Origin of the sequence: Caproiciproducens faecalis (genome assembly GCF_019448085.1) — a bacterium.
In the GTDB taxonomy this organism is placed as follows: Bacteria; Bacillota; Clostridia; order Oscillospirales; family Acutalibacteraceae; genus Caproiciproducens; species Caproiciproducens faecalis.
On sequence record NZ_JAGFNZ010000002.1, the window covers coordinates 656,252 to 674,487 of the forward strand.

General features: G+C 49.4%; 18 protein-coding genes. All 18 read right to left on the minus strand.

The features are described from left to right. Position 1: 1 nt before the first annotated feature. The gene (locus tag J5W02_RS07525; protein ID WP_219965051.1) at positions 2-940 is read right to left on the minus strand and encodes a carbohydrate ABC transporter permease; all 939 of its coding nucleotides are present in this window, start codon (positions 938-940) and stop codon (positions 2-4) included. Between the two features lie 78 nt (positions 941-1,018). Further along, positions 1,019-2,368, minus strand: coding sequence for a carbohydrate ABC transporter substrate-binding protein (locus J5W02_RS07530; protein WP_219965052.1), 1,350 nt, complete (start codon positions 2,366-2,368; stop codon positions 1,019-1,021). Between the two features lie 106 nt (positions 2,369-2,474). Then, positions 2,475-4,088: a response regulator transcription factor gene (locus J5W02_RS07535; protein WP_219965053.1), complete on the minus strand. Its 1,614-nt coding sequence runs from the start codon at positions 4,086-4,088 to the stop codon at positions 2,475-2,477. Beyond that, on the minus strand, positions 4,066-5,805 hold the full coding sequence (locus J5W02_RS07540; RefSeq protein ID WP_219965054.1) for a sensor histidine kinase: 1,740 nt from the start codon (positions 5,803-5,805) through the stop codon (positions 4,066-4,068). The genes J5W02_RS07535 and J5W02_RS07540 overlap by 23 nt, the downstream gene beginning before the upstream one ends. Further along, positions 5,741-6,139 carry a hypothetical protein gene (locus tag J5W02_RS07545; protein ID WP_219965055.1) on the minus strand — a complete coding sequence of 133 codons (399 nt, stop codon included), beginning with the start codon at positions 6,137-6,139 and terminating at the stop codon, positions 5,741-5,743. The genes J5W02_RS07540 and J5W02_RS07545 overlap by 65 nt, the downstream gene beginning before the upstream one ends. An 85-nt stretch (positions 6,140-6,224) precedes the next feature. Further along, a complete protein-coding gene (locus tag J5W02_RS07550) occupies positions 6,225-7,085 on the minus strand; it encodes an aldose epimerase family protein (protein ID WP_219965056.1) in 861 nt (286 codons plus the stop codon). A gap of 1 nt (position 7,086) precedes the next feature. Further along, positions 7,087-7,542, minus strand: a complete 456-nt coding sequence (locus J5W02_RS07555) for a PTS sugar transporter subunit IIA (RefSeq protein WP_219965057.1) — start codon at positions 7,540-7,542, stop codon at positions 7,087-7,089. Between the two features lie 86 nt (positions 7,543-7,628). Continuing rightward, positions 7,629-8,489 (minus strand): ketose-bisphosphate aldolase, encoded by an 861-nt coding sequence (locus J5W02_RS07560; protein ID WP_219965058.1) that lies wholly within the window; start codon positions 8,487-8,489, stop codon positions 7,629-7,631. Between the two features lie 177 nt (positions 8,490-8,666). After that, positions 8,667-9,755, minus strand: a complete 1,089-nt coding sequence (locus J5W02_RS07565) for a PTS fructose transporter subunit IIC (RefSeq protein WP_219965059.1) — start codon at positions 9,753-9,755, stop codon at positions 8,667-8,669. 1 nt (position 9,756) lies between these two features. Continuing rightward, complete coding sequence (locus J5W02_RS07570) at positions 9,757-10,077, minus strand: PTS fructose transporter subunit IIB (protein ID WP_219965060.1); 321 nt, start codon at positions 10,075-10,077, stop codon at positions 9,757-9,759. 91 nt (positions 10,078-10,168) lie between these two features. After that, a complete protein-coding gene (locus J5W02_RS07575; RefSeq protein WP_219965061.1) occupies positions 10,169-11,251 on the minus strand; it encodes a class I mannose-6-phosphate isomerase in 1,083 nt (360 codons plus the stop codon). A 36-nt stretch (positions 11,252-11,287) separates the two neighbouring features. Beyond that, the gene (locus J5W02_RS07580) at positions 11,288-12,217 is read right to left on the minus strand and encodes a transketolase family protein (RefSeq protein ID WP_219965062.1); all 930 of its coding nucleotides are present in this window, start codon (positions 12,215-12,217) and stop codon (positions 11,288-11,290) included. A gap of 10 nt (positions 12,218-12,227) precedes the next feature. Then, entirely contained in the window at positions 12,228-13,052 is an 825-nt protein-coding gene (locus J5W02_RS07585; protein WP_219965063.1) for a transketolase, read from the minus strand. Between the two features lie 63 nt (positions 13,053-13,115). Further along, entirely contained in the window at positions 13,116-13,418 is a 303-nt protein-coding gene (locus tag J5W02_RS07590; protein ID WP_219965064.1) for a PTS sugar transporter subunit IIB, read from the minus strand. A 25-nt stretch (positions 13,419-13,443) separates the two neighbouring features. After that, positions 13,444-13,941: a PTS sugar transporter subunit IIA gene (locus J5W02_RS07595; protein ID WP_255575619.1), complete on the minus strand. Its 498-nt coding sequence runs from the start codon at positions 13,939-13,941 to the stop codon at positions 13,444-13,446. 150 nt (positions 13,942-14,091) lie between these two features. Next, entirely contained in the window at positions 14,092-15,813 is a 1,722-nt protein-coding gene (gene ptsP / locus J5W02_RS07600) for a phosphoenolpyruvate--protein phosphotransferase (RefSeq protein WP_219965065.1), read from the minus strand. 7 nt (positions 15,814-15,820) lie between these two features. Beyond that, positions 15,821-17,893, minus strand: coding sequence for a BglG family transcription antiterminator (locus J5W02_RS07605; protein ID WP_219965066.1), 2,073 nt, complete (start codon positions 17,891-17,893; stop codon positions 15,821-15,823). Positions 17,894-17,916: 23 nt separating this feature from the next. Beyond that, positions 17,917-18,177 (minus strand): HPr family phosphocarrier protein, encoded by a 261-nt coding sequence (locus J5W02_RS07610; RefSeq protein WP_219965067.1) that lies wholly within the window; start codon positions 18,175-18,177, stop codon positions 17,917-17,919. Positions 18,178-18,236 lie beyond the last annotated feature (59 nt).

Here is an 18,236-nt window from a genome sequence, read left to right on the forward strand (position 1 = left end):
TTTAATACTCAATGACTTCTTTGGCGGTCAGGCGGTTGCTGATAATTGCCAGCACAAAGGAGAACAGGAACACAAACACGCCCACGGCCATTGCGTATCCGAAATTGGAATTGGTGAACGCCTGCTTATACATATAGGTAAGCAGCACCTCTGCCTGACCCGACGGCCCTCCGGTCGGCGTCATGACCTTGACGAACACAAAGCTCATATTGATGGTGGAAATGATAAAGAACACAATGGTGACGCGGATGATTTCCCACATCAGCGGAAGCGTAATGGAAAAGAACTGCCGGAACTTCCCCATTCCCTCAATATTGGCCACTTCATATAAATCCTTTGGAATCCCATCCATGCCGGCCATATACATCACCATATAGTAGCCGACAGCCTGCCAGATCATTGCGGCGGAGATACACCAGCGCACTGTGGATTTTTCCCCCAGCCACGCGTGAATCAGCCCTTCGGAATGAATGGTCTTCAGCGTGGAGGTCAGAATCCCCATGGTGGGGTCGTATATCTGAACAAACAGCACGCCGATCACGACAAGGGAAAGCACGTTTGGGAAAAAGAACACCGTGCGGTAAAACGGCTTTTCAATCAGCTCCGTCTGTGCCAGCAAACCGGCAAAAAACAGCGAAACCGTCATGGTCACGGCCGTTACAAACACAATGAAAAACAGATTGTTGCGAAACGCCTGCCAGAACTTTTCGTCACGGAAAAGAATCTGAAAATTCTGCAGACCGATAAACTCCTTATTGAGCGAAAGGCTGCTCATTCGGAAAAGGGACATATAAAAGACATCGGCGGTAGGTAACAGCATAAATACCGTAAATAAAATTACGGTCGGTACGGTACAGACGGCGATAAATCCGGCACGCTGTTTTTTTCTGCTCCGCAGCGCGCGGGGTTTCCCGTCCTTTGCCTTAACGGCACTCAACATGGTAGCTCACCCTCCCATAATAATTTGCATGAAGAGATAAAATTGGTGAGGTCGTAGACGGCCTCACCAATTTCTGTCTTACTTTAAAATCAATGAAGAGAGTGTCTCTGCATCCTTTTCAAGATTGTCCGACCATTTGTCGGTTGTCAGTGTACCCGCCATAATCTGGTTGAGATCCTGATACAGGTCATCTCTTAAATTCACTTCTGTCTGAGAGGTCAGCGCGTAAGAACCTGTCACCGGAGTGTAGCCTTTGTCCGTAATGGTAAAGGTGTCGTAAACGGACTGGTCGATGGAATCCTTTACAAGGTTTGCGGCGCCCTTGATCGGGGGAATAATCCCGGCCTTGCTCGCCAGCGTCTGAATGCTCGCGTCTTCATACAGGAAGGTCATGAATTTCTTTGCCAGCGGAATGTTCTTCGCGTCCTTCGGGATATACATCTCTTCGCAGTTGGCCCAGATGTATTTTTTGTCGCCCTTGTTAAAGGTCGGCAGCCCGGCAAAGCCGTACTCAAAGCCTTGCGCTTTCGGAGCATCCTTCATTTCCGTCTCCAGCCAATTGCCGTTCGGAATAAAGAGGCATTTATTCTGCAGGAACTGCTGCTGCGACTGGGTATGGGTCATGGCGAGTGTGCCGTCCAGCAGGAAGCCGCCGTCCTTGATCTTCTGATACACGTCAAAGGTTTTCTTTACCGCGTCGGATTTCCAGGCGCCCTTTTTATAGTTGAGGCAGTCCTGCAAAGCCTGTTCTCCGCCTGCGACCGCAATGGTCGGGTTTACAACGATTTCATTGTAGGACGGGTCGTTTGCGGCCGCATAGGTGAAGAGCCCAATTCCCTTTGCCTTTGCCTTTTCGCCCAGAGCAAAGAACTCATCCCAGGTTTCCGGCACTTCCCAGTTGTTTTCCTTGAACAGGGTCTTATTGTAAAACAGGCCCATGGTGCTGTAGGAAAGCGGAGCCGCGTAGATTTTTCCGTCGCCGTAAGGGGCGATGGTCGGTGCGGAAAGGGTACCGTCAATCATCTTGTCCTTGAGGTCGCCCGTGAAAACATCGGTGATGTCCGCCAGCTTCTTATCCTGAATCAGGGACTGCAGGATTCCCGACTCATTGGTGGATGAAAGGAAAATGAAATCCGGAGGATTTCCGTTCATAATCTGCGGGCGGATGACGTCGCCCAGTTTTGCGTTTGCCGTCACATTGATTTTCACACCTGGATTTTTCGCCTCAAACTGCTTGGCAAGATCGTCCCAGACTTCTCTGCCGTAACCGCCCTCAAACACCGCAATGTTCAGTTCCTGATTCTGCGGTTCGGCGGCCTGGCTCTGTGCCGGGGCCGAAGAGACATCGCTTACCTTCTGGCATCCGGCCAGGGCCGAAACGCCCAAAGACAGTGCGCAGACGCATGCAATTGCTTTTATCAATTTCATAATTTTTCCTCCCTCTGTTGAATGATTCTTTCGTAATTATAGCGATGCCTTTAACAAATTTAAATAAAACATATTGCCTATTACTTTCATTATTTTGATGGTTTTTTTATTTTTCAGAGTCTTTTATACTATTTTGACCGACTTTGATACTTTTTTTATATCGCTTTTTAAACTCAGAGGGACTGGAGCTCAGGTATTTATTGAAAATCCGGTTGAAATAGGACTGCTCATCAAAGCCCAGCTTGTTCGCGGCCTCTTTCACCATGACGTTGGGATCCTTTAAAAGCTCGATGGCTTTCCCCATTTTCAGCAGGTTGATATAGGCGGTCAGATTGACCCCCGTCTCGTTTTTAAACAGCCGGCTGATATAGCTTTCGTTCATGTTCACCAGCTTTGCGATCTGGGCAAGTGTGATTTTCTGCGTGATGTTTTCCCTGATATATTCGATGATACGAACGACGTCTTTGCGGTATTTTCCCGTCCGGCCGCTTTCTGCGTTATCTTTCACCGTGCGGATCAGCTGTGTAACCGCGGACTCAAATTCAAAGACCGTGGCGCACTCCCCGCTGTCCGCAGCAAGCCGCTTTTCCTTGCCGCCGTCCTCTCCGGAACCAAAAATCAGAATATTCCGCAGCAGTTTGCGGATATAGTCGCAGGCACAGGCGGGATGGATCTTCTGCCTGTCGAAGCTCTCCAGAATGGACACGGTCAGGATTTCCGCTTCCTCATATTCACGAAACGCAATGCCCGCACAGATCAGTTCGATCGCGTCCTCCTGATCCTGCGTAACTTCATTCCGATACAGGCCTCCGTCATTTTGGTAAATCAAGCTTCCAAAGCCTTTATAAAAACTGACGGGAGCTGCTTTTGCGCAGTCTTTTAGATTTGCACAAAGCTCTCCTTCGTTAGAAAACGGCTCTGAAAGGACAAAGCCGACCTCTGTGTTCATATAAATCTTTACAGAATTCTGAATGCGGGACAAATACTTTCCCAAAAGCTCTTCCGCCGGATTGCCGGACGAAAGCGGCACGACAATCAGCGCGTCCACCGGTGTCAAGGGGATGACCTTCATTCCGGTGCCGGTGTCAAACGTTTCGCTAATCAGGCTGGAAAGCATTTCCTTTGACGTCAGATCCGGTTCATTCTGCCGTGCGGTGTGCGTCCGCCCCGCCAAGAGCAGCTCCTTTTTAAAGACATAAAGCGCGGCGAACCTTCCGGAATACGCCCGGTCAAAAGCCGGATTTTCGGGTTTCTCTTCCTCGGTACCGTAGAGCATGCGGTAAATCCGGGGCTGGTCGAATTCGCTCTGCGACGGCTCATTTTTCGGGGAGGGACGGCGGTCTTCCGGCAGCTTTCTGGCAGCCTTGCGCAGAGCCTCCAGCAGCTCCTTGTCGGTAAAATTGGCCTTTAGCAGATAGTCGGTTACGCCGTAACGGAGCGCTTCACGGGCCAGTTCAAATTCCCCGAAGCTGGTCAAAATAATGATTTCCCCGGGGTACTCCCGCTCGTACAGCTCCTTTGCCAGCCCGATCCCGTCCAGATGCGGCATTTTCAGATCCGTCACAATGATTCCGGGGTGGTATTTTTCAATATACTGCAGCGCGGCTTCTCCGTCCGCAACCGCACCCACGATTTCAAACTCGGTTTTTTCCCAGTCCACCATTGACTTCAAAGCCACTCGGACGATCATCTCATCATCAACGAACAGTACCGGAATCATCTTTCTCGCGCTCCTTTCCCTGCGTCAGATTTTTCGGGGTCTCCGGCAGGGTGCTGATATAGGGGAACTCCATAGTAACGGTGGTCCCCTCGCCAATCCTGCTCTCTATGTGAAAGAGGTATTCTTTGCCAAAACAAAGCCGGATGCGTTCCTGAACGTTCTGCATCCCGATTCCCGTCAGGCGCTTGTTTTTCTTTGCGTCCAGCGTTTTTTCCACGTCAAACCCTTTTCCGTTGTCGGAAATTACGGTAAGAATCGTATCCTCGCCGCGGCTCATGGAGATATGGATTTCTTTCTGCGTACCTTCCTCATCGATTCCGTGGATGATGGAATTTTCCACAATCGGCTGCAGAAGGAATTTAATCATATAGCTGTGGAGGATATTTTCATCGATTTCGTAGGTAACGGTAAAAATGTCGCCGTAGCGGATTTTTTGAATGACGATATAGTTGCTGACATTTTTCAGCTCTTCCTCCACCGTGATAAACTCGTTTTTATCAAGGATGGTGTTCCTCAGCAGATCGGAAAGCGCGGCCAGTCCGTTGCTGACGCTGGTTGCCCTGCTCATCAGGGCTGTCCACCGCAGGGAATTCAGGGTATTGAACAGAAAATGGGGGTTGATCTGCGCCTGCAGCATTTTCAGTTCGTATTCCCGCTTCTGATTCTGTTCCGTTTCCACCTGATTGACCAGATCCTGCATTTTCTGAAGGATCTGGCGGAACGCGCGGCTCAGAAATCCCAGTTCATCCCTGCTGTCGTCGTAAAAAGTCATCTGGTCAAAATTCGTGTTGTCGATTTTTCCGACCACCTGAACCAGCCGGTTAATCGGCAGACTGATGCTTTTCCACATCTGCCGGTAGACAATCACCGCGCAGAGAAAGCACAGGATGATGGACACCAAGCTGGTAACGGCAATGGAGTAGGTTTCCGCCCGCAAATAAGCGTCCGGAATGGCGGCCACCAAAAGCCAGCCCTGCCGGTTCGAAAAGGAGTACGCGATCATGCCCAGCCTGTCATTGAATTTGTAGTTGCGGATAATATTTTCATTCGGGTTTTGCCGACAGTAAGAAAAGAGCACGCTGTCCACGGAGTAACCCTTTCGGAAGGAGCTGTTCTGATTGGCGACGTTGTTGCCGTAAGAATCCATAATCATCAAGTCGGCTCCGGTTCCCATATCCACCCCGGACAGGCAGTTGTAAAACGCTGCCGCGTCAATAAAGATCAGGGTGTGCCCAATCACACCGGTGCCCCGCTCGGAAATGACGGGGTGCGTATAGATGATATAGTTCTTGTTTCCCTCGTTGACGCTGAGCCAGTTGATGTTCTTCCCGCACAGATCAATCATGCGGTTGATCGTTTCCTGACTGACATAAAACCAACCCTGGCTGTAGACGGGATTGTTGTCCCTGTCGGTCAGAAAAATCTGCATGATCTGCGGCGAATTCGACATATGGCCGGAAATTATGGAATTCATCTGCACAATGAAATTATTCTTCTGCATATAATCCCAGCTGTCAAAGCGGTAAAGGCCATCCTGAACGGTTTTGTTCACCATCAGGGAGTCCGATATTTTCTGGTATTTGTCCGATTCATATTGAATGTTCTTCTGCACCAGCTTTAACACCTGCAGCGAAGAATTGCTGATTTTGCTGTTAATCGCGCTGTTGGACACCTGGTAGGAGATGACGCCGAAGATCAGAAGCGGCACGACGGCCATTAACAGAAACGAATACAGCAGCCTGCGTGAAACGGAAAGATTTCGAATCCTGACGTTTTTCACCCGACTCAAATTCATTTTTTACAGACCTTTCCATGTCCTGAATTTTTTTCAGGCCGAGGTTTTTATATTTCCGGATTTTGTTATTTACCAGTGTATCATACATTGCTGAAAAATGGCAACAGAATCGCCGGGCAGCCCGGTAAAAATCCCCGGCATGCCGCAAAACGCAAAAAGAGCGCAGCCGGAAGCCGCGCCCTTGCAGACGGGAAGCAGAAAAAGACAAAGCACCCTTTGCGGATGCTTTGCCTTCAGCCTGCAATATCATTTTCAATGAGGACACGCTGATTACGCAAACAGGAAAAACCGTTTTTCAATTGGGCGCCGCGCAGAAAGGGGAATTCTTACGCGGCAGGCGCTCAGACTATTTCCGGTTCAAAAGACCATACGGCCTCTACGCTTTCCCCGGAAGGGATATTGAATCGATTGGTTTTATCGTTAATCGCGTTGGGAATAGCAGTGAGCGGCTCCACGACAAGGAACTTGTTTTCATTGCCCGTCCAGAGCATCAGATTCTGAAACTCTTTTTCATTTTCAATTCGGATGCAGACCTTCCGATTCGTATCTGTAATTTTCATGGATTGGCAATGTTCAAAAATCATACCGGCCGCCTTGATCTCGGAAGCATCGGCTCCCTCACAGGCTTCTCTTCTCTTGCTCCCGGGGTAATAAACCGTGTCTGCCCGCATGTCAAACTGAAGGTTGGCAAGGCCCGACACGGTGAAGAAAGGATGGAAACCCAGGTCGCAGGGCATCGTCTCGCCGGACAAATTGGTGATTTTCGTAGCATAGGTAACCTTATGACCCTGCAGAGTAATTTTTGCATCCAGTCTGAAATCGAACGGGAATGCTTCCTTGGTGGTTTCATCGGACGTCGTATACATCTCTGCAACACATCCGTCGCCCTTTTCGGTGAGATGCTGAATGGTCCACTTATTGGTGTGAACGACTCCGTGAATTCCTGTGGGGTAAGACTTGGAATTGATGTTCAGCTGATTGTCTTCGTTGACCCCGCAAAACGGGAACAGCACGGGGCATCCGCACCGGGGACGCTCCTGACTCAAATAATTTTCACGGTCAATATGAATCATTTCATTGCCGTTGAAAATGATGCTGGAGATAATATTGCCGCGATCCTGATTGATTTCCAGCGACAAATCTTTGTCTGAAGATTCCATCTTAATCAGATAGAAGCCGTCTTTCGATATCTGTGAAATCAAATCAGTTCCCTCCTACACAAGCCAGTACTTCATCGACGGTCTTCGCGGAATTAATTTTTGCCAGGAATTCGTCATCCGCTATCTTTTTCGCGATTTTGGACAGCAGGAACAGATGATCGTGAGCGGCGTCGTTTTCGTTGCTCACGCAGAACAGGAAAATGGTTTTCACGTCTTTTCCGTCCAGCGTTTCCCACTTAATCGGGGTTTTCAGAACCGCGATTGCAATGCCGACCTGCTTTACGCTGTCGCTTTTGCCGTGAGGGATGGCCACGCCGTTACCAATGCCGGTAACGCCGATTTTTTCTCTTTCAAAAATATCTTCAACAAATTGATCCACATTGTCAATATTTTTGTTTTCAAGCAGCATCTGGCTCATTTTTCTTAAGGCGTCCTCTTTTGAGTCCGCTTCCAGGCCGACACTGATGATATTGCTGTCAAGAATATCTTTCAGTTCCATCTCATTCGCCTCTCATGATGTTAGTTTATGGGGAAATGATTCCAAAAACAGACGGGGCTTTTTATGTAAGCGCTGCTTTGGCAAGCTTATCTGTAAAGACCTGCTTTGCCAACGGAACCGAACAGCTCCATCTTATTATAAACAACTTTCTTGGTTGCTTCAATTGCAGGATTGAACACCTTAGGCGGTAAGAAGCAGCCCGTGTTAAGCCCGGCCAGAACCGCCTTGAAGAATTCCTGCTTAATGTCGCTGGAGATGTTGACCTTCTGAACGCCGATTTCACAGGCTCTTCTGATCTCTTCATCCAGATTGTCGCTGCCGCCGTGAAGTACCAGCGGGATTTCTGTGATTGCGTTGATTTCCTTTAACAGGTCAAGCTGCAGCGCCGGCTTGAAATCCTTGGGGTAAATCCCGTGCGCTGTTCCGATCGCCACCGCCAGAGCATCCACATTGGTCGCTTCCACAAATTTGACAACGTCCGCCGGATTGGTATAGGTGATGTTTTCTACGCCGCCCTCGTCGGAGTTGGCCATGGTACCGATGGTACCGAGCTCGCCCTCAACGGAAACATTTGCCATATGTGCAATTTTGGTAATTGCTTTGGTTTCCTTCACATTCTCTTCAAAGCTCAGATGGGAGCCGTCCAGCATAACGGATGTGAATCCGGCCTGAATCGCCTGTACGCACTCTTCCTGAGTGGAGCCGTGATCCAGATGCAGTGCAAACGGAACCTTGCTGTTTGCCACTCTTTCTCTGACATATCTAAAAAAGCTCGGTGTGGCGTACTTAAACTCTCCGGGAGCGTACTGCAAAATCGCCGGGGTGTCTGTTCTTTCCGCTTCCTCTACCACAGCTTTTACCAGCGCCAGATCCGTGGTATTGAATGCACCCACCGCAAAAGAGTTCTTTTTCGCTACATTGAGCATTTCTTTCAAATTTAAAAGCATAATTTAACCTCCATGAATAATTCGTCATACGATCAGGGCCTTTGCCCTCTTTACCGGCGATTAAAAACCGCGGGGGAAGGAATCCGTTCCGTGCCGAATTCCTTCCTTCGCTGCTTCACCGCTTTCACTCACACTTTCCAGTTTTCCAAACCAAATGGGGAGATGTCTTCCATAAAATTATTCGATAATTTCGATGGCGAGGTCGCCTTCCAACTCTTCGTCGGAAACCTCATAACCGAGGTCGTTAAAGTTTTCGTCTTCTTCCGTAACATTCTTTTTAATCACAGAAAGAACTACACCCGTGATGATACTGCCTACAACAAGACAGATGACTGCTTTCATAGGATCGCTGAAGAACGGGAATGCAATGAAACCACCGTTCGGGAGCGGAGAGGAAATTCCCCAGCTCATAGAGAGACCGCCGGCAACCGCGGAACCGACCACACAGGCAATAACCACTCTGATAAGGTCGCGGGCGGCAATCGGGATGATTCCTTCGGTAATCATGACGCAGCCCATGGGAACAGCGGATTTCAGTGTTTCAATTTCCGCATGTGTATATTTCTTTCTGGAAATCAGTGCGGAAATCGCAATGCCGAAAGGAGGAATCATAGAACCGAGGAACTGGCACACTTTTGCGTCGCCGATGCCTTCCGCAAGCATTGCGTTGCAGTATGCGGTTGCGACCTTGTTGACCGGGCCGCCGAAGTCAAAGGTTGACATTCCGCCCAGGATTGCGCCGTAAAGGAATTTCGCTCCGCCGGACAGGGATGTCAGGAAATCTGTAAGAACTTTTGTCGCCCAGATAATCGGGGTACCCAGAACACCGAACATAATCAGTGCGGAAATGGACGTTGCAAGGAACGGAATCACAATGACGGGAAGAATACCCGTAAGGGATTTCGGAAGCTTGACGTATTTCTTAATCAGGATTACGACAAAACCTACGAGCAAACCGCCGAGCATACCGCCGATAAAACCGGCTTTGATCTGTGTTGCTATGTAACCGATGATAAAACCGGGTGCCAGTGCCGGTCTGCCGGCTACTGAGAATGCAATGTATGCGCATAGGATCGGTACCATAAGGGTCATACCTAACTGGCCGGTTGTATAAAGCCAATAGGCAATACCGGTGTCGCCAAGGTTGCTGATGCTGGAACCTGCCAAAGCACGGCCGATCGCCATTGTCAGACCGGAAGCAACAATCAGTGGAATCATGTAACTAATGCCCGTTAAAATATGACCTTTTATGTCTTTTAATTTCATATTAGTTCGTCCCCTTTTCAATTACCTTTTCAACCTTCTGAATAAATGCGATTGGGTTTTTAATCAGTGAAGAGGTGTCGATTTTGACAACCTTCTTGCCCTTAAAACGCTCCATACCGTTTATGGCAATATCGACTGCCAGAATAACAACATCCGCTTCCTGAATGTCTTTTGCCGCTAATTCGTTTTCCACCCCGATGGTTCCCTGTGTTTCACAATGGATACTATGCCCTCTGGCCTGAGCGCTTTTTATCAGCTTTTCACAGGCAATGTAGGTGTGAGCGATTCCAGCGGTGCATGCAGCAACTCCCACGATTTTCATTTTGTATCTCCTCTCCTTTTCATGATAATACTTTCCAACAGGATGATTTTTAGATCGCCCTGTACCAAAAGGTTCCCCAATTTTCTGCCGATTATATTCTCGGCGGCAGTCCGATCATCGCTTTTGCATTCTTTGCCACTAATTTCAAATCTTTGCAATCCGATGGAATCAAAGCCCCGTGACCCTGTATTAACTGAATCGATCCGCCCTGCCACTGCAGCTCTATATCGCCGTCAATCGCAATCAGGATCCGGTGACCGTCAAACTCTCCTAAAGTAAACTGATCTGCTACGTCCACGATCTGCATCCCAAAGGCGTTGGTGTCGCAAACATCGATCATCTGTGTCTGCGTGCTGTCGTTTTCACGGACAACGTCCTTGGCTTTCATAACAGCCTTCTTTCTGATTTCTTCCTCCGTATAGGTTTCAAAATCAAAAAGGTTGATGCCGTCTTCAAAGGAAAGTCCGTTGAACATTTCCTCGTCGGTCAGAAGCACGCCGTTGATGTTTCTTTCCGCGCGGATGGTAACGTCGCTGCATTCATGCACCTCCAGGAAAATGCATCCCGGTCCGACCGCGTGGGGCATTCCGGCGGGGATTAAAACAACGTCGCCCTGCTCAACCGGAATTTTGTGCAGGCAGTCCACCATTTCCTGTACCTTCTGATTTTTGCACAGGTCGCTCCAAAGCTCCTTTGTCACATGCTTTTTAAAGCCAACGTAAACGCAGTTGATTTCGTCCTTTACTTCTCTGGTTCTGGCAATATACCACGCTTCTGTTTTTCCGCAGTTGGAATGGAAATATTTCTTCGCATCCTCCGCTTTCGGGTGGCACTGAAGCACCAGACGAACAATGGTATCCCCCGCTCTGGCAAGAACAGACAGATGGCTGGGATTGTGTTTGTTGTATTTCTCACCGAGGATTCCGTCCGGGTCGCTGCTGATAATGTCTGTCAGAGAAACGGCGCCCTGCTCGGGAATCGTCCTGCTGACGGCGTATCCTTCGCCGTGCCCTTTGGAGATCGCTCCGATGGAAGTAACCAGAAGCTCTTCACAGTTATGGGCGTCCTCCGCCGCCGGCATTCTTCTCCACTCATTCAGCAGCTTGCCGCCGATATAAGGACGGGTGATCCTGTCATCGTCAAAAAGAATCGGCTTTTCGCTCCACTCACTCATTTTTCTACCTCTTTCTATGTATGTGATTTCGTTCGATTAATCCTGAAAGCTGTCGTAGGTTTTTACAATCTTCTCGGCGTTCAGCTCGTATTTCTCCATCAGGGCATCCCTTGTGCCGGATCTGCCGAAGCAGTCCATAATCCCCACTCTGCGCAGCTGTGCCAGATTGCCCTCTGCCAGCACTTCCGCCACCGCGCTGCCCAAACCGCCGATAATGCTGTGGTCCTCAGCGGTAATGACCTTTTTGGATACGGAAGCGTATTTGATAATCAAATCCCTGTCGATCGGCTTTACGGTGTGCATGTCGATCACCGCGGCGGACACGCCCTTGGCGGCCAGAATTTCAGCGGCTTTCATCGATTCCTTGACCAGATCCCCGATTGCCACGATCGTAACGTCGTTTCCTTCCCGCAGTACGATTCCCTTGCCGATCTGGAAGTCCGGGTTTTCCTGATAAACCGGTCTTGAAGACATTCTGCCGAATCTCAGATACACAGGGCCGTGGAAATGGATTGCCGCCTCTACGGCACGGTAAGCGCTGTACTGGTCGCACGGAACAATAACGGTCATGCCGGGAATGGTCCGCATCAGCGAAATATCCTCGATACACTGGTGGGAAGCTCCGTCCTCCCCGATCAGCACACCCGCGTGAGTGGCACAAATCTTTACGTTTAAGCCGTTGTAGGCGATGGAATTTCTGATCTGCTCATAAGCCCGGCCAGCGGCAAACATGGCGAATGTGCTTGCAAAGACCATTTTCCCGCAGCTGGCCAGTCCGGCCGCGGTGGACATCATATCGCCCTCTGAAATACCTATGTTGAAAAACCTGCCCGGAAATTTCTTTGCAAAAAGACAGGTCTGCGTTGCTTTTGAGAGATCCGCGTCCAGCACTACAAAATCATATTGATCCCCTAAGGTTGCCAGCGCCTCTCCGTATGCTACTCTTGTAGACAGATAATTTTCCATACCGTTCTCCTTACCCCAATTCGCTTTCAAGCTCTTTCAACGCGATTTCGTACTGCTCCTTGTTGGGAGCGACTCCGTGCCAGGACGCCTGATTCTCCATAAAGGAGACTCCCTTGCCTTTTACGGTGCTGCAGATAATGGCGTTGGGCTTATTCGTCGCCTTTTTCGCCAGCTCCACAGCCGCGTTGATCTGGTCAAAATCATGCCCGTCAATTTCCGACACATTCCAGCCGAAGGCGCGGAATTTGTCCGCCACGGGGTAAGAGTTCATAACATCCTCTACCTGACCGTCTATCTGCAGCTTATTGCAGTCGACAAACAGGATTACATTGCTCAGCTTGTAATGTGCCGCGGTCATGGCCGCTTCCCAAATCTGCCCCTCCTGAATTTCGCCGTCTCCGCAGATACAGTAAACTTTATAGGACTTATTGTCCAGCCCGGCCGCCAGTGCCATTCCATTGGCGGTGGAGAGTCCCTGACCCAGAGAGCCGGAGGAAATATCCACTCCCGGGGTTTTGTTCATGCTGGGATGCCCCTGAAGAAAGCTGTCGATTTTTCTCAGATTCTTCATTTCCGCTTCATCGAAGAAGCCCTTTAACGCAAGCGCCGCGTAATAGATGGGAGCGGCGTGCCCTTTTGACAATACAAACCGGTCGCGGTCGGGTGCGTGGGTGTCTTTTGCGTCTATTCTCAGGTGATTAAAAAACAGCGCGGCAACAAGGTCGCTGGCTGAGAAAGATCCACCGAGATGCCCGCTCTGTGCCTCATAAACTCCCTGCAGCGCAAGGATCTTCATTTTCGTCGATATTTTTTTCAGCTGTTTGCTACTATACATTTCTTTCTCCTACCAAACAATTTGATTGGTTCCGCGGCCGGCTTTTGTTCGGCCGCCTCCTGTTTATCCCAGATCCAGCTTGCTCATTGCCTCAAGCAGATCTTCCACAAACTCTTCTTCATTGATTCCCACCAGAAAGCCTGTTGCGTTCAGAACGGGGATTCCGTAGATATCCTTCACCGGACTGGTATAGGCAATCAGATCGTACGCTCCTGTGGACACCGCGGTGTCCAGCGCGTCGGGCGCGATTTCCGTTGCTTCCGTATTGTAGCCGTGCTCCGCCAAAAGGTTTTCCAGCTTGGAAGACAGCATGGCCGAACTGACTGTTCCGGACCCGCATACGGATAAAATTCTTACTGCTCTCATATCTGATTCTCCTTTCCTTTGCAGCTTACAAATCACTGTTTAAATCCTTCAGCAATTCCAGTATTTCCGGTTTGCTTTCTGATTTCCTGATCTTTTCCAGCAGTTGCTCGCTGTTGAGGATTTTCATGATCTTTTTCAGCAAACCGATCTGCTGTCTGGAGTCCCGGATTGCCAGCGGCATAATAAGCTCACAGTCAACGGCCGTTCCCGGCTCGCCCATCAGGCGGCATTGAACCGGTTTTTTCGGAGTGATGATTCCGACCGCCGGTTCTATGACCAGCCGGCCGTCCGCGTGGGGAATCGCAAGGTTGACTCCCTTGCCGCGCAAACCGGTCGGAAGCGTTTTTTCCCGCTCAGCAACGGCGTCCCCGTATCCCGGCTGCACGGCACCGCTTTCCTCAAACCGCGCTGCCATCAGGAAAATGCAGTCTTCAAAGCTCTTTACATCCGCATTTAACAGAATAAACCGTTCGTTCAGAATGGAGCCCATTGCGGTCACGCCTCCTATTGTTTTAAACAGCATACCATATTTCCTGTTCTTTAATCAGACCAAGTTTGTTCACTTTTTACACATGAAAACGTGCAAAACGTTGAACCTTTTTGTGCAAGTCTTGGTATAAACCAACGCTTTTTAAGACTTCGTCTTTTGCAAAAAACTGTTCTTTTCGTCCCGTCAGTCCAATGCTTCGCTCGCAAGGCGCTGTTTGACTTCGTCTATACTGTCGCTTTCCAGCACGTCATTGACCCAGTCGGTCAGCTTGTCCGTGTCACAGCGCCGGATCAGATATTTAATCCGTCCCAGCTGGGCGGGCGCGACGCTGAACTCATCCAGACCCATTGCCAGCAGCAGCGGGGTCAGCCTTGCATCCGAAGCGGCTTCCCCGCACATTCCCACCGGAATTCCCGCTTTATGTGCGTTTTGAATCACCTGATGGATGGCGCGCAGCACCGACAGATTGCACGGGTCATACAAATACTGAACCTTTTCGTTCATTCGGTCCGTCGCCGTCGTATACTGGATTAAATCGTTTGTACCAATGGAAAAAAAGTCGGCTTCTTTTGCCAGCTTATCGCTGATGAGCACCGAAGCCGGAGTCTCGATCATGATGCCGAGCGGAATCTTTTCATTAAAGGCAATGCCCTCGGCACGCAGCTCCGCTTTGGCTTTTTCCACCATTTCCCTCGATTTGCGCAGTTCCTCCGCCGTAACGATCATGGGGAACATAATCTTAAGATTCCCAAAAGCGGAAGCGCGAAGAATCGCGCGCAGCTGCGTAAGGAAAATCTTTGGCTGATCCAGACAGATCCGGATGGCCCGGTAACCCAGAAACGGGTTGTTTTCCTGCGGAATGTTCATGTAGCCGAGCTTTTTGTCTCCCCCGATGTCCAGTGTACGGATAATAACCTCTTTCCCGTGCGCTTTTTCGGCGGTTTCTTTGTAAACCGCAAACTGCAGTTCCTCATTCGGGCAGGCACGCTGATCCATAAACAGAAATTCCGTGCGGAACAGCCCGATTCCGTCGCAAAAACCGTCGCAGAAATTCCTGCGGCTTTCGGCATCTCCGGAATTGATGCATACGGCGACCCGGCGACCGTTTAACGTTACGGCGGGCTCCGTTAAAACAGCCTCATACTGTTTCTTCCGCTCCTGCTGCTGCTCTCTTTCCCTTCTGAACGACAGCACAAAATCCTCATCCGGCTCTGAAATACCGTATCCCTCGTTGCCGTTTATGTACAGCCGCTGTCCGGTAATCACACTGCTTAAAATTTTGCCCGCGCCCACAACAGCCGGAATCCCCAGCGACTTGGCAAGAATAACGGTGTGGGAGGTAATCCCGCCTTTTTCAGTAATAAAGCCGCGAAGATACGTTTTGTCAATTCTGACCGTATCCTCGGGGGAAAGGTCCTCTGCCACCAGAATAAACGGCTCCCGAATGCTCTGAATCTGCTCCTCGGTGTTTTTCAGCCCGTTTAAACGGCGGATCAGTTCATCACACACATTGCGGATATCGCTTGCGCGTTCTTTCATATACGGGTCTTCCATAACCTCAAACCTTGAGCAGACCGCCTGCTTTTCCTGCTCAATCGCGTAATCTATTCCGATACGCTCCTCCATAACGGTTTGAATCGGCCTTTTAAAGAACAGCTCGTCACACACAATGACGCGGTAAGCCTTGAAGATTTCCGCCGTTTTTTCCCCGGTGTCCGCAAGAGCGGACTGATATAGTTCATCCAGCTCTTCAGCGTATTCCCGCTGTATTTGACGGAAGCGCTCCACCTCGCTTTCGCTGTTCTGAACAGTGGTTTTATGCGGGGTGACTTTCTGCCTGTTCAGGACAACCGCCTGCGCCAGCTCGCTCCCGCCCGCTCCGGCCAAACCGGTTATTTTTTTCATCAAAGTTTCAGTCCTTTCTGTTCTGACAAAGCTGCTTGATTCCATCTACATGGCTCTGATCGCTGAAATAGCGGTAAATTTCTTCCAGAACAGCCCAGTGTGAATAGGAGTCCTTCGTTGCCAGCCCAATCAGTATGTTTGTAACGCTGCCGTCCGGGCAGACCACACCGTTGGGGGCAAACGCAATGCAAACGTCGATTTTGGGGTTTGCGTCTCCCTGCATAGGAAAATGAATCAGTTCTACATTCTGCTGAATCCGGTAAGTCTGCAGTTTTCTGTTGCGCAGCAGGTTAATCATCCTGTGCATTAAGCGCTGATCGTTCGGCTTTGGTACCAGTGAATGGCTGCAAAGCTGCAAAGCCTGCTCCAGGCTGACTGTTTCCGGCAGCAAAATGAATTTGTTCTGCTCAATTTTCTCATAGAAAATATCTCTTTTGGCTCTGGGCCGCACTCCGCGGTCCTTGTCTTCAAAATATCGAAAAAGGTCCAGATAAAGCTTGTCGGATTGAACTTTTCCGCTGACGCTGTCCTTTACCCGGCTTATAATTTCCTGAATCATCTCGTCATAACGGACAATGAATTTATCCGCGCGCAGTATTTCCATGATACTGCGCTGTTCTTTTTCGGTGATTATCGCGCCGCATTCCACAATTTTGTGGTTGGAAAAGCTTTTTCCCAGAGGGACCAGAGAAACCACGAGCGCATAGTCGCCCAGCATCCATTCCCTCAGTTTACTCTGGCTGATGACACGGTAATCCAGCGCAAGACCGAACAGGTCCTGAAGCTGTTCCTTCAGCAGGACGGCTACCGCCATGTTTTCGGCGCCGACAATCAGCACTTTCCCTTTTTCCGTGTTGTCGCTGTCGGTTGAAATGTATTTTTCATTCAGATTGCTTACAAAGTAAACACAAAGATAAGCAAGCTCATCCTCTGAAATTCCATCGGCTAAAAAGTTCATTTTGGTCAGCTGTACGGCTTTCCGGGTAAAGTCGAAAACGATGGGGTACATTGCCTTTATGTCCTCAATCAACGGATTTTTATCCAGAATTCCGTATTTGATTCGGTAATACATAGGACGGATGTGATGGCTGAGCTGTTTTTGAAGGCGTTCGCGGTTCGGCAGTGTAAGACAGGCAATGCGCTCAAAATTAAGCACCAGCTCTTCCGCAAAACCCGCAATGAAGCTGTCTTCCTGTTCCTGGGAAAGAAAGTCCGTGGTCTGGATTCCAAGAAACAGTGTGGTGATGTAATAGGTTTCCTGCGTGGCGACTTCCACCCCGTGAATCCGCAGCTTTTGCAGGCTGAATTCCACAGAGCGGAACGACAGGCTCTTCATCAGAGCCAGCTGTTCATCGCTGCTCAGCTGGATTACGCTGCCCTTTCGGCTTCGAATCCATGAAACCTGAATCATCATTCGGATCAGCTCAATATTTGCCAGAATATAATCGCCGTGGATATCTGTTTCGTACTGTTTAATCAGGCATCGGCACAGTTCACAGAAATCGATCTCATTCTGGTACAGATTGACCAGACTTTTCTGCAAAAAATTCTGTACACACGTCTGTCCTCCGGGGCTGGATAAAAGCTGAAACTGAGCGCCCAGCATCTTCCGGATCGTCATTTCCTCCCCCTGAATCAGGTAGCCGTACTGTATGGTACTTTTCAGGGTGAGTCCCCAGTCTTCCAGTATTTCCCGAATTTCCTTGATGTCGCCAAGGATGGTGTTTTTGCTGACCTCGCTCAGCTCCATCAGACGGTTGATTGTCATTGCCTCATCGAAAAGGGCAATCTGGACAATTTCCATTGCTCGCCGTTCCGTAACGGAAAAGAAATAGCTTGAATTCTGCTGGAACCGCTGCTCCAGCGCAGTAATATCCGGTATTTCCGCATGGATCATATGCCCGGAAATAACAAGCTTTCCCAGTCCGTAGTGCTTGAGCCAATCATTGCACTTTTCTATGTCATAATACAGAGTGCGTTTTCCCACCCCGAGTTTATCCAGAAAATCTTTGATTTCCACTTTCTGTTTTCTTTCCAGAAGAGTGCGAAAAATATAGGTTTGCCGGCTTTTCAGTTCCATTTTACCCTCCCGTTGCTGTCAGGCTAGTCGGTAAGTGTCTCCAGAAAATGTGCGACCTGAGGTCCTGCCTTTGCTTCGTCCGGGCCGGTGACCTTCAGCTGTATTTTGGTTCCCTTGTAGATTCCTCCGCTTAAGATACTGATAATGCTCTTTCCATAAAAGTCTTCCCCGTCTTTTCTGAGAACAATCTCACTTTCAAACTTGCTGCTGAGCTCCACCAGAAGAGTAGCGGGGCGTGCGTGTAATCCTGTTTTATTATTGATGACAATTTCTTTTTGGAACATTGATGTTTCCCCTTTCTAATCGATCATATTGAACAACTTATTACAGTCATAGTATCATA